The 26,913-nt window shown below is 69.5% G+C and carries 23 protein-coding genes; 8 read left to right on the forward strand and 15 right to left on the reverse strand.

Going from position 1 to position 26,913, the window contains the following annotated elements:
• Positions 1-189: 189 nt before the first annotated feature.
• Complete coding sequence (locus tag NXI30_19555; GenBank protein ID MCR9096427.1) at positions 190-2,424, forward strand: acyl-CoA dehydrogenase; 2,235 nt, start codon at positions 190-192, stop codon at positions 2,422-2,424.
• Here the strand turns inward: NXI30_19555 and NXI30_19560 are convergent.
• From NXI30_19560 to NXI30_19575, 4 genes are all read right to left on the reverse strand, one after another.
• Positions 2,421-3,608, reverse strand: a complete 1,188-nt coding sequence (locus NXI30_19560) for a cytochrome P450 (protein ID MCR9096428.1) — start codon at positions 3,606-3,608, stop codon at positions 2,421-2,423. The two genes, NXI30_19555 and NXI30_19560, sit on opposite strands and share 4 nt — an antisense overlap.
• Before the next feature lie 2 nt (positions 3,609-3,610).
• Positions 3,611-4,939, reverse strand: coding sequence for an amidohydrolase (locus tag NXI30_19565; protein MCR9096429.1), 1,329 nt, complete (start codon positions 4,937-4,939; stop codon positions 3,611-3,613).
• 50 nt (positions 4,940-4,989) lie between these two features.
• On the reverse strand, positions 4,990-5,805 hold the full coding sequence (locus NXI30_19570; protein ID MCR9096430.1) for an enoyl-CoA hydratase: 816 nt from the start codon (positions 5,803-5,805) through the stop codon (positions 4,990-4,992).
• A 66-nt stretch (positions 5,806-5,871) separates the two neighbouring features.
• Positions 5,872-6,948, reverse strand: a complete 1,077-nt coding sequence (locus NXI30_19575) for a dihydrodipicolinate reductase (protein MCR9096431.1) — start codon at positions 6,946-6,948, stop codon at positions 5,872-5,874.
• Between the two features lie 247 nt (positions 6,949-7,195).
• Here NXI30_19575 and NXI30_19580 point away from each other — a divergent pair, with 247 nt between their 5' ends.
• From NXI30_19580 to NXI30_19590, 3 genes are all read left to right on the forward strand, one after another.
• Positions 7,196-8,368: an amidohydrolase gene (locus tag NXI30_19580; protein MCR9096432.1), complete on the forward strand. Its 1,173-nt coding sequence runs from the start codon at positions 7,196-7,198 to the stop codon at positions 8,366-8,368.
• 169 nt (positions 8,369-8,537) lie between these two features.
• Positions 8,538-9,344 carry an enoyl-CoA hydratase/isomerase family protein gene (locus tag NXI30_19585; protein MCR9096433.1) on the forward strand — a complete coding sequence of 269 codons (807 nt, stop codon included), beginning with the start codon at positions 8,538-8,540 and terminating at the stop codon, positions 9,342-9,344.
• A 58-nt stretch (positions 9,345-9,402) separates the two neighbouring features.
• On the forward strand, positions 9,403-10,089 hold the full coding sequence (locus tag NXI30_19590) for a GntR family transcriptional regulator (GenBank protein MCR9096434.1): 687 nt from the start codon (positions 9,403-9,405) through the stop codon (positions 10,087-10,089).
• 66 nt (positions 10,090-10,155) lie between these two features.
• Here the strand turns inward: NXI30_19590 and NXI30_19595 are convergent, their stop codons facing one another.
• The 10 genes from NXI30_19595 to NXI30_19640 are packed head-to-tail and all read right to left on the reverse strand — an operon-like array spanning position 10,156 to position 20,967.
• Positions 10,156-11,730, reverse strand: a complete 1,575-nt coding sequence (locus NXI30_19595; protein MCR9096435.1) for an acyl--CoA ligase — start codon at positions 11,728-11,730, stop codon at positions 10,156-10,158.
• On the reverse strand, positions 11,720-13,336 hold the full coding sequence (locus NXI30_19600) for an acyl--CoA ligase (GenBank protein ID MCR9096436.1): 1,617 nt from the start codon (positions 13,334-13,336) through the stop codon (positions 11,720-11,722). The genes NXI30_19595 and NXI30_19600 overlap by 11 nt, the downstream gene beginning before the upstream one ends.
• On the reverse strand, positions 13,333-13,980 hold the full coding sequence (locus NXI30_19605) for a PaaI family thioesterase (protein ID MCR9096437.1): 648 nt from the start codon (positions 13,978-13,980) through the stop codon (positions 13,333-13,335). The genes NXI30_19600 and NXI30_19605 overlap by 4 nt, the downstream gene beginning before the upstream one ends.
• Positions 13,977-15,164: an acyl-CoA dehydrogenase family protein gene (locus tag NXI30_19610; protein ID MCR9096438.1), complete on the reverse strand. Its 1,188-nt coding sequence runs from the start codon at positions 15,162-15,164 to the stop codon at positions 13,977-13,979. Before NXI30_19610 ends, NXI30_19605 begins: the two co-directional genes overlap by 4 nt.
• Positions 15,164-16,696 (reverse strand): fatty acid--CoA ligase family protein, encoded by a 1,533-nt coding sequence (locus NXI30_19615; GenBank protein ID MCR9096439.1) that lies wholly within the window; start codon positions 16,694-16,696, stop codon positions 15,164-15,166. Before NXI30_19615 ends, NXI30_19610 begins: the two co-directional genes overlap by 1 nt.
• On the reverse strand, positions 16,693-17,481 hold the full coding sequence (locus NXI30_19620) for an enoyl-CoA hydratase/isomerase family protein (protein ID MCR9096440.1): 789 nt from the start codon (positions 17,479-17,481) through the stop codon (positions 16,693-16,695). Before NXI30_19620 ends, NXI30_19615 begins: the two co-directional genes overlap by 4 nt.
• Positions 17,472-18,275, reverse strand: coding sequence for an enoyl-CoA hydratase/isomerase family protein (locus NXI30_19625; protein MCR9096441.1), 804 nt, complete (start codon positions 18,273-18,275; stop codon positions 17,472-17,474). Before NXI30_19625 ends, NXI30_19620 begins: the two co-directional genes overlap by 10 nt.
• Positions 18,276-18,277: 2 nt before the next feature.
• Positions 18,278-19,081 (reverse strand): enoyl-CoA hydratase-related protein, encoded by an 804-nt coding sequence (locus tag NXI30_19630; protein ID MCR9096442.1) that lies wholly within the window; start codon positions 19,079-19,081, stop codon positions 18,278-18,280.
• A complete protein-coding gene (locus NXI30_19635) occupies positions 19,078-20,055 on the reverse strand; it encodes an acyl-CoA/acyl-ACP dehydrogenase (protein MCR9096443.1) in 978 nt (325 codons plus the stop codon). Before NXI30_19635 ends, NXI30_19630 begins: the two co-directional genes overlap by 4 nt.
• A 57-nt stretch (positions 20,056-20,112) precedes the next feature.
• On the reverse strand, positions 20,113-20,967 hold the full coding sequence (locus tag NXI30_19640; GenBank protein MCR9096444.1) for an enoyl-CoA hydratase/isomerase family protein: 855 nt from the start codon (positions 20,965-20,967) through the stop codon (positions 20,113-20,115).
• Positions 20,968-21,143: 176 nt separating this feature from the next.
• Between NXI30_19640 and NXI30_19645 the strand changes: the two genes are divergently transcribed.
• The 4 genes from NXI30_19645 to NXI30_19660 all read left to right on the forward strand — a co-directional run bounded on the left by NXI30_19645 (position 21,144) and on the right by NXI30_19660 (position 25,656).
• A complete protein-coding gene (locus NXI30_19645; GenBank protein MCR9096445.1) occupies positions 21,144-21,974 on the forward strand; it encodes an amidohydrolase family protein in 831 nt (276 codons plus the stop codon).
• Between the two features lie 85 nt (positions 21,975-22,059).
• Complete coding sequence (locus tag NXI30_19650; protein MCR9096446.1) at positions 22,060-23,322, forward strand: acyl-CoA dehydrogenase family protein; 1,263 nt, start codon at positions 22,060-22,062, stop codon at positions 23,320-23,322.
• Entirely contained in the window at positions 23,319-24,446 is a 1,128-nt protein-coding gene (locus NXI30_19655) for an acyl-CoA/acyl-ACP dehydrogenase (protein ID MCR9096447.1), read from the forward strand. The genes NXI30_19650 and NXI30_19655 overlap by 4 nt, the downstream gene beginning before the upstream one ends.
• A gap of 25 nt (positions 24,447-24,471) precedes the next feature.
• A complete protein-coding gene (locus tag NXI30_19660) occupies positions 24,472-25,656 on the forward strand; it encodes a cytochrome P450 (GenBank protein MCR9096448.1) in 1,185 nt (394 codons plus the stop codon).
• A gap of 15 nt (positions 25,657-25,671) precedes the next feature.
• Here NXI30_19660 and NXI30_19665 read toward each other — a convergent pair whose 3' ends face one another.
• On the reverse strand, positions 25,672-26,856 hold the full coding sequence (locus tag NXI30_19665; GenBank protein MCR9096449.1) for an amidohydrolase: 1,185 nt from the start codon (positions 26,854-26,856) through the stop codon (positions 25,672-25,674).
• Between the last annotated feature and the right edge of the window lie 57 nt (positions 26,857-26,913).

Consider the following 26,913-nt stretch of genomic DNA (forward strand, 5'->3'; position numbering starts at 1 on the left):
ATCACGACGGAGCCATTGGGAGTCTTCAGGACGAGACGACGGCTCAGATCTGCGATGGAGGGAACGCGGCGCGCGCACCGCGTGCGATCCGCACGTGGGCGCGTTGAAGCGACATGCGCGGTCTCATATAGTGCAGTTGCACTGTCGTGCGCGTCCTGAACGCGATCATCGGCGAGATAGGAGTGGACGATGAACCTCGACTTGACCGCGGATCAAGAGCTGCTGCGCGACACGTTCGAAGGACTGCTCAGCGCCGAGTCGAGCGCCGATCGCGTCCGCGAGGCCGAAGAGAACGGCTTCGACGGGAAGCTCTGGTCCCGCCTGGTCGAGGTCGGCACGTTCGGACTCCGCGTCCCCGAAGCCGCCGGCGGAACCGGCATGAGCCTCTTCGACGCCGTGCTGGTCGCCGAGCAGGCGGGGCGCCACCTCGTCTCCGGACCGCTGGTCGAGTCGATCGTCGCCTGCGGCGGGCTCGCGGCCTTCGAGGACGAGGCGGCCCGGCGGGCCCTCGCGCATGCGATCGAGGGGGAGCGCGTCGTCAGCTTCGCGCCCGGCGCGAGCGACGACGGCCGGGTGCTCGTACCCGGAGGCGCGGTCGCCCGAAGCGTCGTCGGGCTCGACGGCGACGTGCTCGTCCTCCGCGAGCGCGCCGAATCACCGCCCCGGTCGCCGGACATCGGGACCGGTGCCTTCGCCGCATGGAACCTCTCCGCCGAGCGCGACGGATCCAGGACGGTTCTGGCCGAGGGCGAAGCGGCCCACGCGGCGTTCGAGCGGATGCGCGTCGAGTGGCGCTTGCTGACGGCGGCGGCGCTGGGGGGGCTTTCGCGCCGCTCGATCGAGATCGCCGCGGTCTACGCGACCGAGCGCATCCAGTTCGATCGCCCCATCGGCTCCTTCCAGGCCGTCGCGCACCCCCTCGCCGAGCTCATCACCGCGATCGACGGCGGTGCGGTCCTGGTCTGGCGCGCCGTGGACGCGATCGCTCGGGGCCTGCCGCAGGCCGCGGAGTGGAGCGCGCTCGCCTTCGGTTGGATGGCCGAGCACGCGCCGCGCGCGGCTCATCGCGCGCTCCATACGCACGGCGGCTACGGCCTGAGCGACGAGTACGACATCCAGCTCTTCCATCGCCGCTCCGTCGCCTGGTCCTACGCCGCGGGCGATCCGGGCGAGGCCTACGTCGACGCCGCCGACCATCGTTGGCGCGGGCGGACGGCGGCGCTTCCGGACGCCGGGGAGTGCTTCCTCGACTTCGCGCTGGGAGAGGAAGCCGAGCGCTTCCGGGACGAGGCGCGCGCCTTCTTCGACGCCCACCCGGCGACCGAAGAGCAGAAGACGAACCAACACAACTTCGACGGCTTCGACCCCGACTTCCATCGGGCGATGGCGGAGGCCGGGCTGCTCTACGTGTCGTGGCCCGAGGAGTACGGCGGACGCGGACTCGGGATGCTCGAGGCCACCGTGATGGGCGAGGAGAGCGAGCGGGCGCGTCGGTCGATCCACGCGAAGGCCGTGACCTCGATGGTCGGTCAGGTCGTGCTCGAGTTCGGCTCCGAGGCCCTCAAGCAGGAGGTGATTCCACGGATCCTCCGCGGCGAGGTGATCTGCAGCCTCGGCTTCACCGAGCCGGGCTCGGGATCGGACGTGGCCGCGGCGGTCACGCGGGCCCGCCAGGACGGCGAGGAGTGGATCGTCGACGGCCAGAAGATGTTCACGAGCGGCGCGAACATCGCGCAGTACGTGTTCCTCCTGACGCGCACGAATCCGGAGGTCCCGAAGCACAAGGGACTCACGATGTTCCTGGTCCCGCTCGACGCCCCGGGCGTCGACATCCAGGCCATCCACACGCTCTCCAACGAACGCACCAACGCGACCTACTACACCGAGGTGCGCATCCCCGACCGCTACCGGATCGGTCCGGTGGACGGCGGCTGGGCCGTCCTCGGGCACGCCCTCCATCTCGAGCACGGATCGAACGGCGACGCGGGCTCGACCGGCGAGCTGCACGACGTCGTCGAGGCGGCGGCGGAGTGGGCCGTGCGGCGCGTTCGAAACGGGGCGCCGGTGATCGAGAACGAGTCCTTTCGCGCGGTCCTCGGGCGGGCGCAGGCGGCGGTCGAGGTGACGGCCGCGCTCGGGCGGCGGCAGCTCTGGGTCGGGCTCAACGACCGGCCCGACGGTGGGGCGGGGCCGATGGTCGTCGCCTTCAAGAAGGACGCGTTCATCGACGTCTCGAGGCGCCTGCTGGCAGCCACGGCGCCGGACAGCGTCCTGGGACGCGGCGCGGAGGACGCGATCGCGGACGGCGCGATCGAGTTCGGCTACCGACTCGCCGCCGCGAACGCGATCTACGGCGGGACGGCCGAGATCCTGAAGAGCGTCGTCGCGCAGGCCACCCTCGGGATGCCCCGCAGCCGCGGCTAGATCCGGGCGGGAAGCGTCTTCCAGCCCCGGACGGTCGACGTCCGCGCCATCTGGGCGGCGTCGTGGTCGACCTCCCATTCGGGCCATCGTGCGAGCACCTCTTCGAGCGCGACGCAGCCTTCCAGACGCGCGAGGCTGGCGCCCAGGCAGAAGTGGATCCCGAGCCCGAAGCTCAGGTGGCGATTGCGCTGTCGGTTCACGATCAGCTCGTCGGCCCGCTCGAACTCGCGCTCGTCGCGGTTCGCGGCGCCGTTCAGCAGGAGCAGGATGGAGCCCTCGCTGATCCGGGTGCCGTGCCACTCGACGCCTTTCGTGACGTACCGCGCCTGCACGGGGGAGGGCGCCTCGAAGCGCAGGATCTCTTCGATCGCGTCCGACACCAGGCTCCGGTCCTCCGCGACGAGACGCCGCTGGTCGGGGAACCGGTCGAGCAGGTAGCCGGTCCATCCGATCAGCCGCGTGGTGGTCTCGTTGCCCGCGCCGGCGAGCAGCCCGATGTAGCTGAGCAGCTCCCCGTCGCGCAGGTTGCGCTCGACGCCGTCGTCGTCGACGAAGCGCGCCTGAAGGAGCTCCGTCATCAGGTCGTCGGAGGGGTTCTTGCGGCGCCACTCGATGTATTCGGCGAACGCGCCGGAGGGAAAGAGCGGGCCGCTTCCCAGACCCGACGAAGAGTCGTCGCCACTCTCGAGGCTCAGCCCTTCGTCGATCGAGTCGCGGAGGGATTCCTGGTCCTCCTCGGGGATGCCGAGCAGCATCCCGATCACGCGCATCGGCATCTGGGAGCCGAGGTCGGCGATGAAGTCGAGCCGGTTGGACCCGACCAGCGGGTCGAGGGTCTGCGCGCAGTACGCGCGGATCTGCGGCTCGAGCTCGGCGATCCGGCGCGGCGTGAAGAGCCGCGCGAGGAGCGCGCGATGGGCGTCGTGCAGCGGCGGATCCTCGAAGAGGATCGAGCCGGGCGGGATCTCGACGCCGGAGCGGATGAGCTCGAGGACGCTCCCGCGCGCCGAGCTGTACGTCTCCCAGTCGACGAGGCCTGCCGACACGTCTTCGTATCGGCTGAGCGCCCAGAAGTCGTACTCGTCGTTCCGGTAGAGCGGCGCCTCGTCGCGCAGGCGCTTCCACACCGGATGGGGGTTCGCGTCGATGTCGAAGTCGTAGGGGTCGTAGCGGAGTTCGGACATGTTCACTTGGGTTCGTCGTTGTCCCACGCGACGGAGAAGGCGTCGGCGAGCTGCTTCACCACGTCGCCGATCGTGACGTACCCCTTCTCGTAGTCGCTCGGCGGCTTGCCGCCGCCCCCCGCCTGGATCGAGACGTCGACGTCCCCCGCCGGCGCGCGGAGCGCGCCGACGGTGCACTGCTCGCGCGGAATCACCGAGAACGGGTCGTACTGGAACTGCCGCATGGCGTTCAGGTGGGTGATCTGGTCGATCTCCTGCTTCGGGAGATCCTTCACCGACCGCCAGAGCTTCTCGGGCGAGCGGGGCCAGGTCGTGTCCGAGTGGGGGTAGTCGCATTCCCAGGTCAGCGTGTCGACGCCGATCCGGTCCCGATTGGCGATGCCCGCGTCGTCGTCGATGAAGCAGGTGACGATCTGCTCCCGGAAGAGGTCGCTCGGTTTCCGGCCCGGGCCGAAGTCCTGATGCGTCCACGGACTGTGGTGGTCGTGGACGTAGTCGATGCGTTCCAGGAAGTAGGGGATCCAGCCGATGCCGCCCTCGGAGAGCGCGATCTTGAGCGTCGGGTAGCGCCGCAGGAAGTCCGAGTAGACGAGCTCGGTCGCGACGTTGAAGAGGCTGATGGGCGTGCCGGTGATCATGATCTCGATCGGCGCGCTCGGATCGTTCAGCGCCATGCCGGTCCCGGAGCCGATGTGCAGGCAGACGACGGTTCCCTCGTCGGCGCACGCCTTCCAGAAGGGCTCCCAGCTCGCGTCGTGCAGGCTCGGATAGCCGAGTCCGGTCGGGGAGTCGGCGAAGGAGATCGCGTGGCAGCCCTTCTTCGCGACCCGACGGACCTCGTCGGCGAGGAGCTTCGGGTCCCACATCATGGGGATCGCGAGCGGAAGGAAGCGACCGGGATGGGCGCCGCACCACTCGTCGATGTGCCAGTCGTTGTACGCCTGGGTCATCGCCCGGGCGAGGTCCTTGTCGTCGTTCTGGCCGAAGAGCTCGCCGCAGAAGCCCGGCACGGTCGGAAAACAGAGGGATCCGAGGACGCCGTTCGCGTTCATGTCCTCGATCCGCGCGTCCACGTCGAAGCAACCCGGTCGGAGCTGGTCGAGGGCCGTCGGCTCCATCCCGTATTCCTCGGGTGGGCGACCGGCGACGGCGTTCAGCCCGATGTTGGGGATCTGCCGGCCCTCGAAGACCCAGGCATTGGTCCCGTCGGCGCGCGTCACGAGCTCGGGCGCCCGGGACTTCCACTTGTCCGGGAGCGCGTTCTTCCACATGTCGGGGGGCTCGCAGACGTGGTCGTCCACGCTCACCAGGATCATGTCCTCCATCTTCATCGGTCTCTTCTCCTTGGATGGGTGGGGCGACGGGCGCGAGGAGATCCTCCTCAGCCCTTCTTGCCGATCTCGCTCTTCATCTCGGACAGGTCCGACAACATGGGGTAGCCCGAGTAGCTGATCGCGTTCCCGTGGCCCGTCTGGTGGATGTCGAAGACGGCCTGGAGGGCCGCGTAGTAGCCCTGGACGTCGAGGGTCTGATTCACGGCGCGCTTCGCCTGGGCGAGGCCGAAGGGATGGCGCTTCGAGATCTCGCGGGCGAGAGCGTCGGTCCGGTCCCAGAGCTCGTCACGCGGCACGACCTCGCGCACGAGCCCGACGTGGTGCGCCTCTTCCGCGGTCATCGGTCGTCCGGTGTAGAGCAGGTCCTTCGCGCGCCGCGCGCCGAGGTCCCAGGTATGTCCGTGGTACTCGACGCCGCCCACCGCCATCAAGACGACCGGGTCGGAGAAGAGCGCGTCCTCGGAGGCGACGATCAGATCCATCGGAAAGATCAGGTTGAGGGCTCCGGCGATCGCCTTGCCCTGGACCGCCGCGATCGTCGGCTTCGGGATGTTCCGCCAGTACCACGAGTAGCCGAAGAATTTCTTCGCCTCCCAGCGGTAGATCTTGTCGAGGCGGAAGGAGCCGTCCGGCTCGAAGAGCTGGACGGAGTCCTCGTGGCTGGTGTCGAGGTCGTGTCCCGCCGAGAAGTGCTTGCCTTCGGCCCGCATGACGATCACCCGGACGGAATCGTCCCGCTCGGCCTCGAGGAAGCACTCGTGGAGCTCGTCCAGCATGCCTTCGTTCTGGGCGTTGGCCTTGTCGCCGCGCGCGAGGGTGATCGTCGCGACGAAGTCCTTGTTCGCGTAGTTGACGTACTTCACTGGCGTTTCTCCTGTGGCTGGGCGACCGGCCTCCTTCTGGAGCGAAGGGCGCGCCTTCCGGGCTGGTTACATGGCGCCGACGGGAACGGTGAGCGGCAGGTCCATCGCTCCCTTGATCCCCGACGTCGCATCGCAGACGTAGGGGATCGCGTTGACGGCCCGCATCGTCGTCACGACGAGGCCCTGGTCCGAGAAGTTCCGCTCGGTCCCGACCCGGAGCTCGCAGTCGAGCTTCGGGTTGCCCTCGATCTCGATCCGGTAGACGCCGTCGCGGTCGGCGATCGGCCAGTCCGGTGCGAGGTCGAGCGCCATGCGGTTGACGTGCTCGATCACGATCGCGTCGCGGCCGTCGACGACGCCGATCGTCTCGAAGCGAAGCGCGCCCACGGTCCCGGCTTCGATGTGTCCGGCGGCGACGTCGAGCGGGCGCGGAGTCACCCGCTTCTCGTAGGTCTCGCGGATCCCGTCGAGCTCGACGCCGAGCACGTCGGCGACCATCCGGATCGGCGGTCCCCAGATCGACGTCTGGATGCCGGGCTGCTCGAGGATCGCGACGTGCTCCTCGGGCTTGCCGAAGCCCATGAACTCGAACATCGTGAACGAGACGGGATAGTCGGAGTAGCTGAAGAGCTCCTGCGTGCGGATCGACTCGATCTCGCTCGACCCGGTCGAGAGCATCGCAACGAGGTGGTCCGCCACGAAGCCCGGCTCGATGCCCGACATGTACAGAGAGGCGTCGCCTTCGAGGCAGGCCGCTTCGAGACGCGCGACGACGCCCGGGTCGTAGGCCGGGGCGTGGATCAGGCCGGGCACGCTGGTGCTGACGACGTTCACGCCGGCGCGGAGGATCCGGCAGAGGTCGTCGAGGCAGGCCTCGGGTCGCGACTCGCCGATCGCCGTGTAACACACGCAGTCCGGAGCCAGGGCGAGGAGGGCGTCCGCGTCGTCGGTCGCGCGGACGCCGATCGGGGCACCGCCGGAGAGCTCGCCCACGTCACGCCCGACCTTCGCCGGGTCGTGGACCCACGTGCCGACGAGCTCGAGATCCGGGCGCCTCGCGAGGGCGGCGATCGCGAGCGAGCCGCACGCGCCCGTCGACCACTGGACGACGCGCCGCTTTGTCGAGGGATCGGGGGGACTCATGGACCTTTCGATCTCCATCGCTCGAGGCGGGCGCCGGCGCGGCTACGCCGGGGCGCCTCCCTCCGAAAGGAAGGGGATGGCTTGCAAGATGAAATATCATATTTGATAATCACGGACGAGTAAAGCGAAGCCCCTCGATCCGCCTGACCCGAAACGGAGCCGATCCCACCTCCGCGAGCGAGGCCTGGCGCCTGCGACGGGCGGCGCCCGATCGACTTCCGAGGATCACCCAAGAAGGAGACCGACGATGGCGAGCCTGCCGATCGATGCCGACAACCACTACTACGAGCCGCTCGATGCGTTCACGCGTCACCTGGACCGCGCCTTTCGCGATCGCGGCGTGAAGGTGGTCCAGGAGGGGAAGCGAACCTTCCTGCTGATGGGCGGCAAGCTGAACCGCTTCATCCCCAACCCGACCTTCGATCCGATCATCGTGCCCGGCTGCCTCGACCCGCTCTTCCGCGGTCAGATTCCGGAGGGTGTCGACCCGCGGTCCCTGATGAAGGTCGAGCCCTTGCCGCAGGAGTACCGAGATCGGGATCTCCGGGTCAAGGTGATGGACGAGCAGGGGCTCGGGGCCGCGATCCTCTTCCCGACTCTCGGTTGTGGCGTCGAGCAGGCGCTGGCGAACGACGTCGGCGCGACGATGGCGTCGCTCCATGCGTTCAATCGTTGGCTGGAAGAGGACTGGGGCTTCGACTACGAAGGGCGCCTGATCGCGGCGCCGATGCTCTCGTTGGCGGATCCCGACGCGGCGGTGACGGAGCTCGACTCGCTGCTCGAGCGCGGTGCGCGGATCGTGCACGTTCGCCCGGCGCCGGTGCCGGCCGCGAACGGCGCGTCGCGTTCGCTCGGCGACCCGATCTTCGATCCGATCTGGGCGCGACTCTCCGAGGCGTCCGTCCCCGTGGCCTTCCATCTCGGCGACAGCGGCTACGAAGGGCGGATGGCCTCGGCGTGGGGAGCGAGTGGGACCTTCGAAGGCTTCGGCAACATGGACATCCTGAGTCGCGTGCTGGTCGCCGACCGCGCGATCCACGACACGGTCGCGTCGTTGATCGTCCACGGCGCCTTCCAGCGGCACCCGGGACTCCGGGTCGCGAGCATCGAGAATGGATCGGACTGGCTCCATCTCCTCGCGAAGCGATTGCGGAAGCAGGCGAACCAGACGCCCTGGGCGTTCGCAGAGGATCCGCTCGATACGATCCGGCGGCACGTCTGGACGACGCCGTACCTCGAAGAGGATCTCGAGAAGCTCGCGGACCTCGTCGGCGTGGAGCGCATCCTCTTCGGGTCCGACTGGCCGCACGGCGAGGGCGTGGCCCAGCCGCTCGACTTCGCGAAGGAGCTCGGTGCCTTCGACGAAGCGGCGAAGCAGCGCATCATGCACGACAACGTCTCGGAGCTGCTCGGCAACTAGATCGACCACCGGCTCGGGCCTCGCGGAGGCAGGTCCTCCCCGGGCGGGTGGGGCCCGTATCTCCGCGAGGGGACGTGCCTGCGCTGATTGTTGGGCTCGGGCATATCCTCTACGATCGCCCGGGCCCGGGAACGGCATCCGCCGGCCCATAGAGGAGGATCTGCGAGCGGTGCCTGGTCAAGTCCACTTCGAGAAGCAGGACGGCGTCGCGACGCTGACCCTGGACCACCCGAAGGCGCGCAACGCCTTCGACTACGAGATGACGCAGGAGCTCCGTCGGCGCTGGGCCGAGATCTCGGCGGACGGAGAGATCGTCTGCGTGATCGTGACGGCCGCCGGCGAGAAGGCCTTCTGTACGGGCTGGGACGTCACGTCCACTGCGGCAGGGGAGAGCCAGCACTTCGCCAAGGCGGAGCGCCTCGACGCCCCCTACTGCCAGATCACGGCGCTCCAGAACCGCTGCTGGAAGCCCGTCATCACCGCCGTCAACGGCATGTGCGTCGGCGGCGGGCTCCATTTCATCGCGGACTCCGACATCGTGATCGCCTCCGAGACCGCCACCTTCTTCGATCCGCACTGCGAGGTCGGGATGCTCTCCGGGTACGAGCCGGTCGGCCTGGCGCGAAAGATCCCCCTGGACGCCGTCTTCCGGATGGCGCTGCTCGGGAGCGCGGAGCGGATGAGCGCCGAGCGCGCCATGGAGCTCGGCATGATCGGCGAGATCGTTCCGCAGGACCGACTGATGGAGCGCGCGCGCGAGCTGGCGGCGATCATCGCCCGCCAATCGCCGGCCGCGCTCGCCCGTACGAAGCGAACGATCTGGCGCAGTCTCGACCACGGACTCGAGGCCGGGCTCGACTACGCGTACGAGGAGCTCAAGGTCCATTCGGATCACCCCGACATGATCGAAGGCCCGAGCGCGTTCCTCGAGAAGCGCGCACCGAACTGGGCGCCGTACACGGGCGACGACGATTGAGTCGGCGCCCGGACGCCCCGGGACGCCTCTTTCGTTGCGAGCACGCAGCAGCAAGCCGATGCCGAAGTTCAGAGCGAGTGCCAGCGGGTCCGACCCGGGTCGCGAGACCGATCGCCCCATGGAGCGGTCGAGCGTCTCCGAGGTCGTCGCGGATCACATCCGGCGTCAGGTCTTCTTCGGCGAGCTCGTCGACGGGCAACGCGTGCCGCAGCGCGAGATCGCCGAGGCGCTCGGCGTCAGCTCCGTGCCGGTTCGCGAAGCGCTCGCCGGTCTGCAGCGCGAGGGCGTGGTGTCGATCGAACCGAATCGCGGTGCGTTCGCGATCGGGCTCGACGCCGAGGTGGTCCGGGAGCAGTTCTACATCTTCGGGCGGATCTACGGGCGCGCGACGCGGGTCGCGACCCAGCGCGCGGACGCGGACTTCGTCCTGGACCTCCGCAAGAAGGCGGACGCGATCGAGTCCGCGAAGGACGCCGACGCGCTGCTCTCCGCCAGCATCCGATTCCAGCTCACGATCGTCGAGCACGGCGGCTCCATGCGGCTTCGCGCGATCTTCACGCCGCTCTCGCGGATCGTGCCGGGCAACTTCTTCGTGACGATCCCGGGATCCGGGGAGGCCACGCGGCGCGGCGTGGCGGCCATGATGATCGAGATCGAGGGACGTCGGCCGGCGGCGGCCGAGCGGGCCTGCTGGGAGCTGGTCGACGAGATCGGCGAGCTCGTGGCCGCACGCTTTGAGGACTGAGCGCCCGCGGACCTTCGCGCCCGCGGCCTCAGCGCGCACCCCGTCGCCTCGGCGTCGGCGAGTCGTCTAGGCCGAGACCCCCGACGACCGGATCAGCGCCTGGAGGCCGTTCTTGTCGACCTTTCCGGTGGCCATCATCGGGACCTCGTCGAGCGACGTGAGCTGGACCCAGCGCTTCGGGACCTTGAAGGCGCTCAGCCGTTCGCGGGCCAATCGGTCGAGCGCCGCCGCGTCGGACACTTCGCGGCACAGGATCGCAGCGCCGACGACGTCACGATCGGTCTCGGGATCGCGGACGTTGGTGACGAAGACCTGGGCGACGGACGGGTGGCTGCGCAGCGCGGCTTCCACCTCCGAGGGATACACCGTCGCGCCGCTCACCTTGAACATGTCGTCCGCGCGCCCCTTGAAGAAGAGGTAGCCGTCCTCGTCGAGGAGGCCGAGGTCGCCCGTCCGGTAGTAGCCGTCGGGGGTGAACGTGTCCTCCCGCAGCCGACCGACGATTCCCTTCATGAGGTTCGGCCCCCGCACGGCGATCTCGCCCTGCTCGCCCGGGGCGGCGAGCGCTCCGGTCTCGAGGTCGAGGATCCCGACCTCGATTCCGTCGAAGGGGCGACCGCAGCTGCCCCGTGCGTGTTCCGGGAGGTCACGGTCCGCGGCGGCGCCGCAGTAGGGGCCGAAGGTCTCGGTCATACCGAAGAGATTGGCGCGGGCGCCGGGTCGCGGGCGGCGCGCTTCGGGGAGGATCGCGGGGAGGCTGCCGCCTCCGAGGCTCGACAGGTCGGTCTCGGCGAAGGCCGGGTCGGCCGCGATCCGGGTGGCCTGGTCCGGCCAGCCCCGGAAGAGGGTCACGCGTTCGCGCGCGATCAAGGCGAGGGTGCTCGCCGGCGTCGGGTCGGACTCGCCGAGCAGCGTCGCCTCCGCCACGAGCGCGGTCAGGAGTCCGCCCGCGAGGCCGCCCGTCCAGAAGAAGGGCATGGGGATGTAGAGGCGCTCGCCGCGACCGATGCAGCGGGCTTCCAGGCCGCTGGCGACGGCGCGGATCGCGTTGCCGTGCGTGTGGAGCACGCCCTTGGGCGCGCCGCGGCTGCCCGACGTGAAGAGGATGAGGAAGTCGTGGGAAGGGCGGACCGCCGCCTCGAGGGCCTCGACGATCTCCGGAGGAGCCGTTCGGGTCGGGAGCGCATCGGCCTTCCACACCCGTTGCAGCGCGGGCAGCTCCGGGACGCGCCCCCCGTCCGCCGTCGTCGTCACGACCCCCGGCACGACCGACTCGAGCTCGTCGACGTAGTCGCGTCCGCGGTACGCCGGGGTGGCGATCAGGTGGGTCACGGAGGCCTGCTTCAGCTGGGCGACCAGCTCCGGGGGGCGGAGCAGCGTCGAGAGCGGGACGAGGACGGCCCCGAGCCGTGCCACGCCGTAGGCCGCAACCGCCCAGTCGATCCCGTTCTCGAGGAGCAGGGCGACCCGCGCGTGGGGGCCGACGCCGTCCGCGACGAGCCGCCCGGCGATCTCCCGACTTCGCGCGTCGAGCTCGCGATACGAAATCGACGCGTCGTCGTGGACGATCGCGATCGCGTCGCCCGCCGTGGCGCTCCGCACGGCCAGCAGGGCCGGAAGGGTCGGGCTCTCAATGTCCATCGAAGCACTTCTCCAGCGCCCGCAGGTCGAGCTTTCCGCTCGACATCAGCGGTACGTCGTCCTCGCCGAGTCGCAGGAAGCTGCGGGGCACCTTGTAGGCGGAGAGCCGATCACGGAGCGCCGTCGCGAGCGCGGCGAAGTCGATCTCCTCGTCCGAGACGAGGGCGGCGGCTACGCGCTGGCCCCGTTCGGGGTCGGGCAGGCCGATCACGTGCGCCGTGCAGCCGGTGAGGTCGGCGATCTCCGCCGCGACCTCGAGGGGCGAGACGTTGGCGCCGGCGGTCTTGATCATCGCCCCCGCCCGTCCATGGAAGTAGTGGAGACCGTCGGCGTCGACGTGGAAGAGGTCTCCCGTGCGGAACCACTGGTCGGGCTCGAAGGTCTCGTGGCGCTCACGACCGAGGTAGCCCTGCATCAGGAAGGGACTGCGGAACTGGAGCTCGCCGACGGCGCCCGTGGCGCAGGGTTCCCTCGATTCCGGATCGATGATGCGCGCTTCGAAGCCGACGGCCGGTCGGCCGAAGGAGCCGCGTCGGCTCTCCGGAAGGTCGTTTTCGTCGGGCGCGTCGAGGCAGACGCTGCCCGCCTCGGTCATGCCGAGCATGCCGTGGCGCAGTCCCGGATCCTTCGGCTGGAGGGCCGCGGGCAGGATCGGATAGAGGTTGCCGCGCCGGATGGACGAGAGGTCGCGGGTCGGGAACGTGGGATCCCGGGGCAGGTGGGCGACGGACTGGGCGAAGCCGTTCACCATGGTCGGCCGCTCCTGCTCGAGCAGGTCGAGCACGCGGGCCGGCTCCTCGGCGTTCGAGCAGACGAGTCGCGCGCCCGCGAGGAGCGTTCCGAGGAGGGTGTAGGCGAAGCCGCCGATCCAGAAGAAGGGTGAGTTCGAGAAGAGGATTTCGTCGCGCCCGTAGCGTCGGTTCTCGTTGAGGTTGTCGACGTGACGAATCAGGGCACCGTGCGCGTGGAGCACACCCTTGGGCGTGCTGGTCGAGCCGGAGGTGTGGATCACGACCATCGGATCCGACGGGGCGACGTCGTGCTCGGCGGCGGCGAGGACCTCGTCGGAGACGGACGCCGCGGCGGCGAGCAGGGCGCCACCGGTCCAGTCGGGGTGGGTGTCGGAGGGCGCCGGGTCGAAGTAGATGCGGCGCAGACAAGGGGCGACGGTCGACCAGAGCTCGCCGGCGTGCGCGAGGTCGAGCTCGGGAAACGCCTCGCGAAGCGCCCCGACGAAGTCGTTGCGTCGATAGCCGTCGGCGGCGAGCAGGACGTCGACCGACGCGTTCCGGACGAGCTCGGCGATTTCGCGGGGGCGCGAGAAGGTGCTGAGCGGCACGGCGATCGCGCCGATCCGCAGGACCGCGAGGCACGCCACGACGAAGTCCGCGCCGTTCGGGTAGAGCAGCCCGACGAACGAGCCCTTTCCGACGCCCTTCGCGAGCAGGCCGCGTGCGAGGGGACGGGAGCGTGCCTCCGCCTCCCGATAGCCGAGCCGTTCGTCGTCGACGACGACGAAGTCCCCGGGCTCGTTCGCCCGCGCGGCGAGCAGCGCGGGGAGCGTGAGCGGCAGGTCGTCGCCTGCATCGACGATCGGATGACTCATACCGGTCTCCGGGGATCGACGGCGGGGAGGTCGTCCTGGTTGCTCGCGACCGCGCGCATCGTCGCCGTCGCGCAGAGCGTGTCGCCGTCGAAGAGCCGCGCTTCCGATTGGATGCGGCGGTCCGACTCGACCCGTTCGATCTCGATCCGCAGGTCCGTGAGCAGGGGAGTCGGGGCCTTGTAGCCGACCTCGAGCCGGGTGGTCTTGCCGGTGGCTCCGACGTCGCAGTTGTGTTGCTGGATCGCGAGGTCGAAGAGCACCGCGAGAAAGCCGCCGTGGACGAGGCCCGGGGGCCCCTCGAACGCGACCGGGAAGCGGACGCAGCCTTCGGCCCGGTCGCCGTCGACCTCGAGCGCGAAGACCGGGAAGCACGGGTTGTAGTCCCCGACGTTCCGCGAATGATCGAGGTAGACGCGGCCGTCCTCCTCGAGGTGGGCGCCCACGCGGGGATGGGGGTGGGGCGGGAGCGCGGCCTCGAGCGTCTCCGCGGTCCGCTCGAGCGCGTCCGTCAGATCGGCGAGGGCGTGGGACGGACCCTCCTGCTGGAGCGCGGCGGAGATCACGCGACGCGCCACGGCGGCGAAGCGACCCGTCTCCTCGAGTGCGCCGTTGCCGAAGACCCATTTCGCGCGCGGCGACGTCATCGGCCGCGGGGGAGCCCGAGGATGCGCTCGGCGATCAGGTTCCGCTGGATCTGCGACGTGCCCGCGGCGATCGTGTACTGGAGCGACCAGAGAAACTCGCGCACGACGTCGGAGACGGGCAGGCCCGCGACGTCCTTGCGCGTGAGGATGGGCCGGCCGACCAGACGCAGGGCGAGCGACGCGATCTCCTGGCTGAGCTCGCTGTATCGGAGCTTCACCGCGGAGCCGAACTGTGCGGGTGCGCCGGTCCGTTCGGCCTCCGAGATGCACATCTGTGTCATCCGCCAGAGCGCCTCGATCTGCGCCTCGAGGCGCCCGATCCGCCCGCGGATCTCGTCCGAGCTCCAGCCGGACTCCGCGCTCGCGAGGTCGGACCGTGCGAGCTCGACGAGCCGGCGGACCTGGGTCCGCAGCGTGATGATGTGCTGGGCGAAGGCCGTCCCCCGCTCGAAGCGGAGGGTCACGTTCGTCACGCGCCAGCCGTCGTCTTCGTCTCCCACGCGGTTGGACACCGGGATCCGGACGCGATCGAGGAAGAGCTCGCAGAAGTGGCTCTCCCCGTCGAGGGTCTTCATCGGCCGGACCTCGAGCCCCGGACTCTTCATGTCGAGGATCAGCCAGGTGATACCCTTGTGTTTGGGACCGTCGGGGTTGGTCCGAACGAGCAGCTCGCAGTAGTCGGCGACGTGCGCGCGGGTGCTCCAGATCTTCTGTCCGCTCACGACGTACGCGTCGCCGTCGCGTTCCGCCCGGGTGCGCAGGGAGGCGAGGTCCGAGCCCGCGCCCGGCTCCGAGAATCCCTGGCACCAGACATCGTCGCCGCGCAGGATCCGCGGGAGGTGGGTGCGTCGCTGCTCGTCCGTGCCCTCCGCGATCAGGGTCGGGCCCGCGTGCATCAGACCGACGAAGTTGACGCTGATGTAGGGCGCATCGGCGCGCGCGTACTCCTCGAGATAGACGAGCTGCTGCGTGACCGGGAGACCACGGCCGCCGAAGTCGGCGGGCCAGTGGAGGCCGGCGAGTCCGCCGTCGAAGAGCTTGCGCTGCCAGGCGGTGTCGTAGCGACGTCGCGCCGGCCAGTCGTCCGGCGGCGGAGGCGGACCGTGGGCGGGGACCTCCTTCTCGAGCCAGGCGCGGACGTCCTGGCGAAACGCTTCGTCCGCTTGCGAGTAGCGCAGGTCCATCAGGCGGAGGCTCCGTTCGTTCGGGAAGGCGTCCCGGCCCCGGCGTCGCCTTGCGCGGACGCGTCGAAGAGAGCGGCGACCGCTTGGAGGTCGACCTTGCCGGAGGCGGTTCGCGGCAGGCTCGGCTCGATGCAGATCTCGGACGGCACTTCGTAGGGGGCGAGCTGGGACCCCAGGAAGCCGAGGAGGTCCGCTTCGCGGACGGCGCCCGTCGTGCGGAGCTCGACCGCAGCGACCGGAACCGCGCCGAGGCGGGAGTCGGGACGCCCGACGACGGACGCGCCGCGGACGTCGGGATGACGCTCCAGTGCAGCCTGCACGGTCTCGGGCAGGACCTTGAAGCCCCCGCGGATGATCGCCTGATCCGCTCGGCCGAGGATCCACAGGAAGCCGTCTTCGTCGATTCGCGCGAGGTCCGTGGTGCGTGTCCAGTCGGTGCCGCCGAGCTGCGCGGCCTTCACCTCGAGCAGGCCCGGCTCGTCGGCCCCCTGGATCCGGCCGTCGCTCTCGGAGACGATCCGGAGCTCGCAGCCGGGGTGGGCGCGGCCCACGCTGCCACGCTTCTCCTTCCAGTACGCCGCATGGTCCTTCACGTTCCAGCCGGCGACGCCGCCGCCGAATTCGGTCGCGCCGTAGGAGACGAGCACCGGGATTCCGAAGCGCTCGAAGAAGGCGTCCGCATCTTCGGGGTCGAGGGGCGCCGTGCCGCAGACGATCGACTTGAGGCTCGAGAGGTCGGCGGAATCGATGTCGGCGGCGAGCACCATGCGCAGCGCCGTGGGGACGAGGCTCGACGTACGGGGCCGATGGCGGCGCACGGCGTCCAGCCAGGCGTCGACCCGGAAGCGATCGAGCAGGCAGAACGATCGCCCGTCGAGGACGCACTGGAGCGTCCGGAAGATGCCGCTCACGTGCACGAGAGGCGCGTTGATGATCGCGACGCCCTTGCGTAGCCGCAGGTCGTCGGCCTTGTTGCTTTCGTAGTGTTTGGCGCCCTGGAAGACCCGCTCGAAGAGGGCGTAGTCGAGATCGATCCGCTTCGGCGTGCCGGTCGTTCCGCTCGTCAGCATGCGCACCGCGGTCGCCGGGCGGGGCGTGGCCGGCGGATCGACCGATCGTTCGACACGCACGATCGTCTCGTCGCCGAGGTCGGGGAGCTCGATCCGGGTGCGCGTGTCGGAGCCGGCCTCGACGAGCGCCTCCACGTCCGATTCGAGGCCGAGCAGGACGTCGACGTCCAGGTCGGCGACGTCCGCGCGGGTTCGCTCGACGCCGCGTTCGGGATTGATGGTGACGACGCAGCCGCCGGCGGCGACGACGCCGAGGAGGGCGCCGACGAGGCTCGGGCGATTGCGGAGGAAGACGCCGACCTGGCGGCCGGGCTCCGTCACGACCGGGCCGACCTGGTCGATCGCGTCGGCGACGGCGCCCCAGTCGTGCCAGCGCCCTTCGTACTCGATCGCCGGCGCGTTCGCGTCGATCCGGGGCACGGCGCGGATCCGCTCCGCGAGGGGGTGGGCGCCGAGCGTCATCGACGCTCCCAGGCGCGCCGCGCGGGCGGGTTCTCGGCCACCTCGGCCATCCCGGTCGGATTGCCGAGACGCGTGTAGATCAGTCCCTGCTCCATCGCCGCCCGGTAGGGCCGGTCGAGGGATTCCCAGATGGCGCGAACCGTGCCCTGGGTCGCGACCGAGGGCTTCGCGGCGATCTCGCGCGCGATCTGGTGGGCGCGCTCCCAGAGCGCCTCGCGCTCGACGACCTCGGTGACGAGTCCGATGCGGAGCGCGGTCTCCGCGACCACGCGCTCGTCGTTTCCGCGCAGCGCGATCCGAAGCGTCTCGCCGAGCCCGATCTTGCGCATCAGGCCGATGGGCTCCAGCGCGCAGACGAGGCCGGCCGAGACGTGCGAATCGAAGAAAGTGGCATCGCTCGAGCAGATCACGATGTCGGCTTCGTTCACGAAGTAGAAGGCCCCGGCGGTGCAGATCCCCTGGACCGCGCAGACGACCGGCTTCCAGACCTGCTGCCACTTGGGGCTCAAGAGCTCGCCCGGGTCCTCGTGGTTCCAGATGTCGTCCGGCTGGCCGTAGCTCGACTTGACGTCGAGCCCCGCGCAGAACGCGCGATCCCCGGCCGCCCGGAGCACGACGGCGTTCACCTCGGGGTCGTCCTTGATCCGCTTCCAGGCGACGCGCATCTCCTCGCACATCTGCCGGTTGAAGGCGTTCATGACCTCCGGGCGGTCGAGCGTGATCGTCGCGACGCGATCGTCGGAGACTTCGTAGAGGATCGTCTCGAAATCCTGACTCATGAGCACTTCCAGTTCGGCTCGCGCTTCTCGACGAACGCGGCCGGTCCCTCCTTGGCGTCGTCGGTGCGCACGACGCGCTCGCGGAACGCTTCGGCGAGGATCTCGCCCTCGTGGAGCGGCACGTCGAGGCTCTTGCGGATCGCGAGTCGCGTGCCGCGAACGGCGAGGGGCGCGTTCCGGTTGACCGTCGCGCAGATCTCGACCGCGCGGTCGAAGAGGTCGTCGTGCGGCACGACCTCGGAGACGAGTCCGAGCGCGTAGGCGCGCTCGGCGCTCATGCGCTCGTGCTTGCCCATCAACGCCATGCGCATCGCGACGCCGACCGGCAGCACCCGCGCGAGGCGGACGGACTCGCGGCCGGAGACGAGACCGATGCTCACGTGGGGGTCGAAGAACTCCGCGCGCTCGGAGGCGATCGAGATGTCGCCGGTCGTCAGCAGGTCGAGCCCGGCCCCGCAACAGATCCCGTTCACCGCCGTCACGACCGGCTTCGTCATCGAGCGGAAGGGCGGGGTCGCCTCCTGGGGCGCCTCCCATTGCGGGTAGGTCGAGAGGTAGGGGTCAGGATAGATGACCCGTCCGTCCTCCGGGATCTCCGTCGCGTCGGCGCCCGCGCAGAAGGCGCGTCCGTTGGCCGTGATCAGGAGCGTCCAGACGTCCGCGTCGGCTTCGGCCGCGGCGTAGGCCTGACGGAGCTCCTCGACCATGTGCGGGCTCAGCGCGTTCAGCTGCTTCGGGCGGTTGAAGGTGATGATCGCCGTGCGATCCCGCACCTCGTAGAGGATGTTCTCGTAGTCCATGATCAGCGGCCCTTGAAATCGGGTTCTCGACGCTCGCGGAAGGACGCGAGGCCCTCCCGGAAATCTTCGGTTCGGGAGGAGAGCTCGAGCGCGAAGGCTTCGTCCGCCATCGCTTCGACGAGGGTGCGGTCGAGGGCGCCGTGGATCGACCTCTTCGTGAGTCCGACCGCGACGGTGGCGCTCTCGGCGAGTCGACGGAGGAGCGCTTCGGCTTCGCGCTCGAGGGCGTCGGCGGGAACGCTTCGGAGGATCATGCCCCACTCGGCGGCGCGGGCTCCGTCGATCTTCTCTCCGAGCATCAGCAGGGACCTGGCGCGGGCGACGCCGATCAGGCGGGGGAGCAACCAGGACGCGCCGCTGTCGGGCGTGAAGCCGCGCGGAACGAAGGGCTCCCAGAAGACCGCGTCGTCCGCCGCGATCGTGAAGTCGGCGGCGAGGGCGAGCTGGCAGCCAAGTCCCGCGGCCCAGCCGCGGACGGTGCAGACGACCGGGCGCTGGATCGTCGTGATCATGTCGATCAGGCGGTGGGCCTGCAGCGCGGTGCGGCGCTGGAGGCTGCCGACGGGCGGCCGTTCGCGCTTCTCGGACCCCGCGTTGGCGGCGACCACGTCCGCGCCGGTGCAGAAGTCCGGTCCGCTCGACTCGATCGAGACCACACGGACGGCGTCGTCGGTGGCCGCTTCCTCGAGCGCTTCGACGAGAGTCCGGACGGCGTCGGGCGTGAGGGAGTTCTTCCGCTCGGGGCGGTCGAGGACGAGACGCAGGATCCCTTCGTCGCGGGCGACGCGAACGGGTTCCGCGCTCAAGAGGCTTCCCCTGCGAGGCTCTCGCTGATCGCGAGCGCGTGTCGCTTCGGGCTTCCGAAGTCGTGATCGAGCGCGATCGCGCGTTTCAGGAAGAAGTGAGGTGCCATCTCCCAGGTGAACCCCATGCCGCCCAGGATCTGCACGGCCGCCTTGCCGTTCTCGACGGCCGCCTCGCCCGCCAGCAGCTTCGCGCCGGCGAGGCTGCGGTCGAGATGACCCACCGAGGGATCGTCGAGCACCGCCGCGGCGGCGTAGGCCGCGCTCCGCGCGAGTCCGATGCGGACGTACATGTCCGCCATGATGTGTTTGAGCGCCTGGAAGGAGCCGATCGGCACGCCGAACTGCTCGCGCTCGAGCGAGTACGCGACGGCGACGTCGAGCGCCGACTGGGCGACTCCGAGCTGCAGGGAGGCCGCCAGCATGGTGCCGGTCCGCGCGAGTCGAAGGGCGTCGTCCGCGCCTGCGACGATCTCGCCGTCGGGCAGCGCCGCCAGCAGGGCGGTGGGCGTCAGCGGATCGAGGGGCTCGTCGGCCACGTCCACGTCGATCACTTCGCGTGCGACCCGCACGACCGCGTCGTCGCGCAGCACGAGCACGACGTCCGACGCATGCACGTGTTCGACGCTCCAGGGACCGGCTCCGCGTGCATCGACCCCGGTGGCGATGGACGCCCCGCTGGCCACGTCCGGATCGACGAGACCCGCGAGGACCGACCAGAGCAGGGGGCCCGGGACGAGGTGCCGACCGAGCTGTTCGAAGGCGATGCTGGCCTCGACGCAGCCGAGCCCGAGGCCGCCGTGGGACGGGTCGGCGAGCAGGCCGGGGAGTCCGAGGTCGACGAATTCGTTCCAGGCGTTCCGATCGAAGGCGTCGTGCGGGCGTTCGGCGAGTCCGTCGATCGGCCATCGACTCTCGCAGAACTGGGACACGGTCTCCTGGAGCGCGCTCTGGTCCTCGTCGAGATGGAAGTCCATGGTGGGGGTGCCTGGGCGGTGAAGAGGGAGGGGAGGGCGGTCCGCGATCGGGTCGACTCAGCTCTCGTCGCCCGAGAAGTGGGCGTCTCGCTGCATGAAGGTCGAGGTCGCGTCGGAGCGGCTGCGCTCGCGGACGAAATTGAACTCGTCCTTCTCGAATCGGAGATTCGTCGCGAAGGCGTGGAAGAGCACGCTGGCGGACTCCTCGCCCTGGTAGGCCTGGGTCTGCTCGACGAGCCGGAAGGCCTCCTTCGCGATCACGAGTCCATCCGCTGGCATGCGCGCGATCAAGTGAGCGAGCTCCTCGGCTCGCTCGGCGACGCGATCCGCGGGGACGACGTCGGAGAAGACGTCGGGCTTCGGAAGGTCGGCGACGTGCATGACCTCGCCCGTGAGCAGGAGACGCTTGGCGAGGACGGGACCCAGGCGATGGAAGAAGAGATGGAGATTGCCGATGGCGGGACCGAGGAAGCGCGCGCCCGGCATGCCGATCTTCGTCTCCGGACTCGCGACCGAGACGTCGGAGGCGAGGGCGAGCTCGAAGCCGCCGCCGAGCGCGTAGCTCTCGACCTGCGCGACGGTCGCCTTCGGGAAGCCGATGTAGTCGTGGTAGAAGGAGAAGCTCTCGCGGTCGACGGCGATCTTGCGACGTTGGCTCGGTCGCCGGTCGTCTCCCTTGCTCTCGTACCAGGTGTACGCGTTGCGCATGTCCGCGCCGGTACAGAAGATGCCTTCGGCTCCGCGCAGGAGCAGCACCTTCATGTCGTCGTCCTCGGCCACGTCGCGCATCGCTTCCGCGATCGCGCGCCGCATCGGAGGGTCGTAGCAGTTCTTCTTCTCGGGTTGGTTCAGCGTCAGACGGGCGACGTGCGTCGCCTCGTCCTTGTCGAGAAGCACGCGAGGGTCGGACATGGGGCCCCGGCTGGTGGTGGGCGGCGCCTCGGCGCCGACGTTTGATTCGAATATGATATTTGATATTGTGATCGTAGCAAGCGGCCCGGTCGTGCCGAGGCGCGTGATCCCTCGTCGTGCGACCGCTGGCCGGAGCCACCTCCAGTCCCGGCAAACCCCGAAGCAGAGGGCGCCCCTTGGCCAATCGCGCGATCGACTGTCTGATCAACGTCAACCTGGGCGACCAGAAACCGCCCGATTGGATGGTCCGGGTAAAAGAGGACTATTTCAAGGGCGGCGACTCCTTCTTCAAGAGTCCCGAGCTCGACGAGCTGCTCGACGAGATGGACGAGCACGGCATCGAGCGCGCGATCATGACATCGAAGCTCGGCGTCGAGGACGATCGTGCGATGCGTTATGCGGAGAAGGCGCCGGATCGCCTGTCGCTCGCGGTCGGAGGCCTCGACCTCCTTCGGCCGATGCCTTCCCTCCGCGCGCTCGAGGACGTGGTCCGGAACCACCCGGTCTCGACCGTCGCGGTCGGACCCAGCTTCTGGGGCGATGGCAATTATCCGGCGAGCGACGCGGTCTACTACCCCCTCTATACGAAGTGCTGCGAGCTGGACCTGCCGCTCTGCATGAACACGGGTATCCCCGGGCCACCGCTTCCGGCGGAGGCGCAGAATCCGATCCACCTCGACCGGGTCTGCCAGCGCTTCCCGGAGCTGAAGCTGTGCATGATCCATGGGGCCGAGCCCTGGTGGGATCTCGCGATCCGCTTCATGGGCAAGTACAAGAACCTTCGCCTGATGACCTCGGCGTGGTCGCCGAAGTACCTGCCGGAGTCGCTGCTCCACTTCATGCGGACCCGCGGACGGAATCGGATCATCTACGCGTCCGACTACCCCGTGCTCGGCTGGGAGCGGACGCTCGGCGAAGCCGAGAAGCTCGATCTGCCCGACGACGTTCGGGAGAACTGGTTGCGCGGCAACGCGCGTTCGTTCTTCTTCGGAGAGGACGAAGACTGAAGCGATCCGTCGCGGACGCGCCGGACGCGCGCCGCGCGACGACGGCGGCGCTCCTCGAGGAGCCCCGCCGAGAAGGAGGGTTCCGATGTCGGATTCGGTGGTTTCGCCGGACCTGGACGAGACCGTTCGCGGCTGGCTCGACGAGAACTGGGACCCGGGTCTCAGCGTCGAGGACTGGTGGCAGAAGGTGGGCCGCGCGGGCTGGGCCGCGCCGCACTTCAGCCCGGAGGAGGGCGGGCGCGGAATGCCGCGCAACGCCGACGCACGGGTCCGCTCGATCTTCGCCGAACACGGCGCGCTCCGACCGCCCGGCGGCCTCGGCTTGCTCATGGCGGCGCCGACGATCCTGCGGCACGGGACGGAAGACCAGATCGATCGTCACGTCACGCCGATCCTCGAAGGGCGGACGAACTGGTGCCAGCTCTTCAGCGAGCCCGGCGCCGGCTCCGATCTCGCCGGCCTCTCGACGCGCGCCGAGCGGGACGGGGATCGCTGGATCATCACGGGGCAGAAGGTCTGGAGCAGCATGGCCCACGAGTCCGACTACGGGATGCTCCTCGCTCGGACCGACCCGGATCAGCCGAAGCACGGCGGGATCTCGTGGTTCGCCTTCGCCCTCGACCAGCCCGGGGTGACCGTGCGGCCGCTGCGAGAAATGACGGGCGAGATCATGTTCAACGAGGTCTTCTTCGACGGCGCGATCTGCGAGGACCGGGACCTGATCGGCGGCATGAACAACGGCTGGGCGGTGACCCAGTCGACGCTCTTCTTCGAGCGGACCGGGATCGGTGCGGGCGGCGGGCACGCCGGCTTCCCCAAGCCCGGACCGAAGGGCGGGGCGCTCGGTCGGCTTGCGGGGGATGCGGCCGGGGACGAGCCGGAGGATCGCTACCGGATCGTGGCCTTCCCGCACCTGATCGAGCTCGCGCGACGAACGGGGCGGCACGAGGACCCGATCGTGCGGGACAAGCTCGCGCGACTCTGGAGCTTCATCCAGACCGGCGCCTGGAACGCCCGGCGCGCCAAGGCCGAGGCGCGGCACGGCGGGGGCGGGGCGATCGGCAGCATCAGCAAGATCGCGCAGACGCGGATCGTGAAGCTGTCGGTCGAGATCGCGATGGACCTGATCGGAGCGGAGGGCCTCGTCGCCGAGGGTGAGGAGGCGCGCTTCGTGGATGCGTTCCTGTTCGCCCCGGCCAGCTCGATCTACGGCGGGACCGACGAGATCCAGCGCAACATCTGCGCGGAGCGGATCCTGGGACTGCCGAGGGAGGAGCGCGCGGACAAGGGGCTCACCTTCGCGGAATCGACGCGGCGACAACAGAGCATGCGGGGGGCACGGGCATGAGCGCCGTCTTCGAGTTCAGCGACGAGCAGCGCGAGTTCCGCGACATGGTCCGGCGCTTCCTGGAAACCCACTCGACCGAGACGTCGGTCCGCGAATGGATGGACGACGACGGCGGGTACGACCCCGCCGTCTGGAAGGACATGGCGGGGCAGCTCGGGCTGCAGGGCCTGATCGTCCCCGAGGCGCACGGAGGCCAGGGCTTCGGCCCCGTCGAGCTCGCGATCGTGCTCGAGGAGATGGGGCACTTCCTGTTCGGCTCGCCCTTCCTGGCGAGCGCCGTGCTGGCGGTGAATGCGCTGGTCGAGGCCGGCGACGAGAAGGCCGCTTCGGACGTCCTGCCCGCCATCGCGTCGGGTGAACAGATCGCGACTCTCGCGCTCTGTGAAGCCGAGGGAAGCTGGGACCCGACGTCCGTCACCCTCTCGGCGAAGGGCGGGAACGGCGCGTTCCGGCTGTCCGGCGAGAAGCGCTACGTGCTCTCCGGCCACGTCGCCGACGTCGTCCTGGTCGCGGGGCGTTCGGAGGCCGGCGTGAGTCTCTTCCTCGTGCGAGGGGACGCCCCGGGCCTCGAGCGAAGTCCGGTCCCGGCGCTCGACATGACGCGCAAGCTGGCCACGCTTCGCTTCGACGACGTCGAGGCGACGCTGGTCGGCGAGGAGGGCGGCGCGGCGGCGAGCCTCTCTCGCGCGCTCGATCGGACGACGATCGCGCTAGCGGCGGAGCAGGTCGGGGCGACCCAGCGCTGCCTCGACATGGCGGTCGAGTATGCGAAGGACCGCTTCCAGTTCGGTCGCCCCATCGGCGCGTTCCAGGCGATCAAGCACAAGTGTGCCGACATGCTGCTCGAGCTCGAGTCGGCCCGATCGGCCGCCTACTACGCGAGCTTCGCTGCGGCCGATGCCGCCTCCGGCGACGACCTCGAGGAGATCACGGCGCTCACGAAGGGCTACTGCTCGGAGGCGTTCCTGCAGGTCGCGGCGGAGAACATCCAGATCCACGGCGGGATCGGGTTCACCTGGGAGCACGCGGCCCACCTCTACTACCGCCGGGCGAAGTCGACGGACCTCCTCTTCGGCGACGCCGCGCACCAGCGCGGGCGATTGGCCGGGCGGATCGGCCTCTGATTCCGGCGGTTCGGGAGGCCCGAGCATGATCGACTACGACCCCTTCTCCGACGAAGTCGTCCTGGGGGACCCGCACCCGCTCTACGCGCGACTGCGGGACGAACAGCCGGTCTATCGGGTCGAGAAGTGGGACGCCTACGCGCTCTCGCGATTCGAGGACGTGTGGAACGCCTGCGCCGACCGGAACTTCTCGGTCGCGCGGGGGACGTCGGCGGGACAGCTGCTGACCGGGCTCCAGCCCGTCACGCCGTCCCTGAACCACATGGATCCGCCCGAACACGGACGCCTCCGGTCGCAGCTGCGGACGCTCTTCCTGCCGGGCAGGATGCGGGCCTTCGAGCCCGAGCTCCGCGACTTCGTGGTCGACACCCTCGAGTCGCTCGCGGACCGCGAGGAAGTGGATCTGGTCAGCGAGATCGCCCAGCCCCTCGCCGCGTTCGCGGTGTGTCGGATCGCGGGCTTCCCCGTCGAGGACGCGGATCTGCTCCGGGGGCTGGTGGCGCGGTTCTTCTACCGCGAGCCGGGGCACGCGAGCACGACCGGGGACGGGATCGAGGCGATGAACGAGATCATCGCCTACTTCCGCGACCTGTCGGCCCGGCGACGCGCGAATCCGTCCGCGGAGCCCGATGCGATCGGCGTCTTCCAGGCCTTCGAGGATCGCGAGGGGCGGTCCCCCGACGACGCGGACGTGGCGTCCCACTGTCTGCTCCTGATCCTGGGAGGAACCGACACGCTCCCGAAGGTCCTGGCGAACACGCTGCTCCGGCTCCACGACCATCCCGACCAGCGGGCGCGGGTCGTCGCGGATCCCGACCTCGTCGAAGACGCGTTTCTCGAGGCGCTGCGCGTCGACATGCCGACGCAGTACATGATGCGCACGACGCAGGAGGCGCAGCGCCTGCACGAGGTCGAGATCCCGGCGGGCGCGCCCATCTTCCTGCTCTACGCCTCCGCGAATCGCGATCCGCGCGAGTTCGCCGACCCCGCGGACTACCGGATCGATCGTCGACCCCCGCGTTCCCTGGGCTTCAGCCACGGCACGCACGCGTGTCTCGGGATCCACGCCGCGAAGCGGGAAGCGAGGGTCGCGCTCCGCGAGATCCTTCGACTTCATCCGGAGTACGGGATCGAGTCGGAGCGGATCGAGCACTACGTGACCGATCTCGTCAAGGGATTCGCTTCGATGCCGCTCCGCTGGCGGGCTTGAGCCGCGGCGGAGCCGCTAGGCGGGCGCGAGCAGGGTCTGCAGATTGGTGCTCATGATCCGCTCGCGGTCGGCGTCATCGAAGGGCTCCACCTCCCTCAGATAGTCGAGGGGGGCGGGCAGGCCTTCCGGATGCGGGTAGTCCGAACCGAAGAGGATGCGTTCGACACCGATCAGCTCGGCGAGCGCTTCGAGGGGCTCTTCGTAGAAGGGCGAGACCCAGACGTGCTCCCGGAAGATCTCGATCGGGTGCCGCTGGAACTCTCCGGGCTGCTGGCCCCAGGCCTGCTCGAGGCACTCGAAGAGGTGCTTGACGAAGCGGCCACCGTTCTCGATGCATGCGACGCGCACACCGGGGAACCGGTCGAACACGCCGTGGCAGATCAACGAGGCCATCGCGTCCGAGATCGCGCGATCGAGGAGCGCGAGGCAGGTCTTGAAGGGGGTGTGGACGAAGCTGAGCTGCTCGTTCCGTCCGCCCTCCCACATGCGGACGATCCGGTCGTACCCGGAGTCGGAGGCGTGGAAGGAGACGAAGATGCCCGCCTCTTCGACGCGCGCCCAGAACGGATCGAACTCCGGGGAGCCCGGCGAGCGCCCGCCTCGGTAGCCCGGGACCGGCGCCGGGCGGAGCCCGACGGTTCGCGCGCCGCGTTCGAGGACCCACTCGAGCTCCGCGACCGCCATGTCGACGTCCATCAGGGTGAGGAAGGGAACCGCGAAGATCCGCTCCTCGCGGTGGAAGCCCCACTCGGCATGGAGCCATTCGTTGAGGGAGTGGAGCACCGCGTTCATCAGCTCGTGGTCGTAGCTCATGCGCTCCTCGACCGCCGAAGCCAGGGTCGGGAACATGAGCGTCGCGTGGATCCCCTGCTCGTCGAGCAACGCCAGTCGATCCTGCCCGTTCTGGTAGGCGGGCAGGCACGGGACGGGCTCGCCTGTCAGCTCCCGGAAAGAGAGCCCCTCCGTATTCGCGTTCCGGTACCACTTCTCGTGCGCGCCCGGCGCGGCGAGGACCTCGAACGTCGGATTGGGAATGAAATCGGAGAGCTGGCCGCCGATGGCCAGCTTGGTCCGCCCCTTTACCTGGACGTATTGGAACTCCTTGCGCCATCGCTTCGGGAGGTGCGCCGTCATCGCCTCCTCCGTCTCGTAGAGGTGGTTGTCGGCGTCGTAGATCGGGTAGGGCAGGGGAGAGTCCATCGCGTGTCCTTTCAGGTCGTTCCCGGCGCGGAGCCCGGAGGAGTCTGCTCGTGGCCG

The organism is bacterium, from assembly GCA_024742285.1.
In the GTDB taxonomy this organism is placed as follows: Bacteria; Myxococcota_A; UBA9160; order UBA9160; family UBA4427; genus UBA4427.

Coding starts and splice junctions, on each gene's coding strand:
- NXI30_19660 (MCR9096448.1), top strand. CDS start 24,472: ATGATCGACTACGACCCCTTCTCCGACGAAGTCGTCCTGGGGGACCCG.
- NXI30_19610 (MCR9096438.1), bottom strand. CDS start 15,164: ATGGACCTGCGCTACTCGCAAGCGGACGAAGCGTTTCGCCAGGACGTC.
- NXI30_19565 (MCR9096429.1), bottom strand. CDS start 4,939: ATGAAGATGGAGGACATGATCCTGGTGAGCGTGGACGACCACGTCTGC.
- NXI30_19560 (MCR9096428.1), bottom strand. CDS start 3,608: ATGTCCGAACTCCGCTACGACCCCTACGACTTCGACATCGACGCGAAC.
- NXI30_19605 (MCR9096437.1), bottom strand. CDS start 13,980: ATGACGTCGCCGCGCGCGAAATGGGTCTTCGGCAACGGCGCACTCGAG.
- NXI30_19625 (MCR9096441.1), bottom strand. CDS start 18,275: ATGGACTACGAGAACATCCTCTACGAGGTGCGGGATCGCACGGCGATC.
- NXI30_19655 (MCR9096447.1), top strand. CDS start 23,319: ATGAGCGCCGTCTTCGAGTTCAGCGACGAGCAGCGCGAGTTCCGCGAC.
- NXI30_19595 (MCR9096435.1), bottom strand. CDS start 11,730: ATGGACATTGAGAGCCCGACCCTTCCGGCCCTGCTGGCCGTGCGGAGC.
- NXI30_19640 (MCR9096444.1), bottom strand. CDS start 20,967: ATGTCCGACCCTCGCGTGCTTCTCGACAAGGACGAGGCGACGCACGTC.
- NXI30_19580 (MCR9096432.1), top strand. CDS start 7,196: ATGGCGAGCCTGCCGATCGATGCCGACAACCACTACTACGAGCCGCTC.
- NXI30_19575 (MCR9096431.1), bottom strand. CDS start 6,948: ATGAGTCCCCCCGATCCCTCGACAAAGCGGCGCGTCGTCCAGTGGTCG.
- NXI30_19635 (MCR9096443.1), bottom strand. CDS start 20,055: ATGGACTTCCATCTCGACGAGGACCAGAGCGCGCTCCAGGAGACCGTG.
- NXI30_19615 (MCR9096439.1), bottom strand. CDS start 16,696: ATGACGCTCGGCGCCCACCCCCTCGCGGAGCGGATCCGCGCCGTGCCC.
- NXI30_19665 (MCR9096449.1), bottom strand. CDS start 26,856: ATGGACTCTCCCCTGCCCTACCCGATCTACGACGCCGACAACCACCTC.
- NXI30_19600 (MCR9096436.1), bottom strand. CDS start 13,336: ATGAGTCATCCGATCGTCGATGCAGGCGACGACCTGCCGCTCACGCTC.
- NXI30_19650 (MCR9096446.1), top strand. CDS start 22,060: ATGTCGGATTCGGTGGTTTCGCCGGACCTGGACGAGACCGTTCGCGGC.
- NXI30_19590 (MCR9096434.1), top strand. CDS start 9,403: ATGCCGAAGTTCAGAGCGAGTGCCAGCGGGTCCGACCCGGGTCGCGAG.
- NXI30_19555 (MCR9096427.1), top strand. CDS start 190: ATGAACCTCGACTTGACCGCGGATCAAGAGCTGCTGCGCGACACGTTC.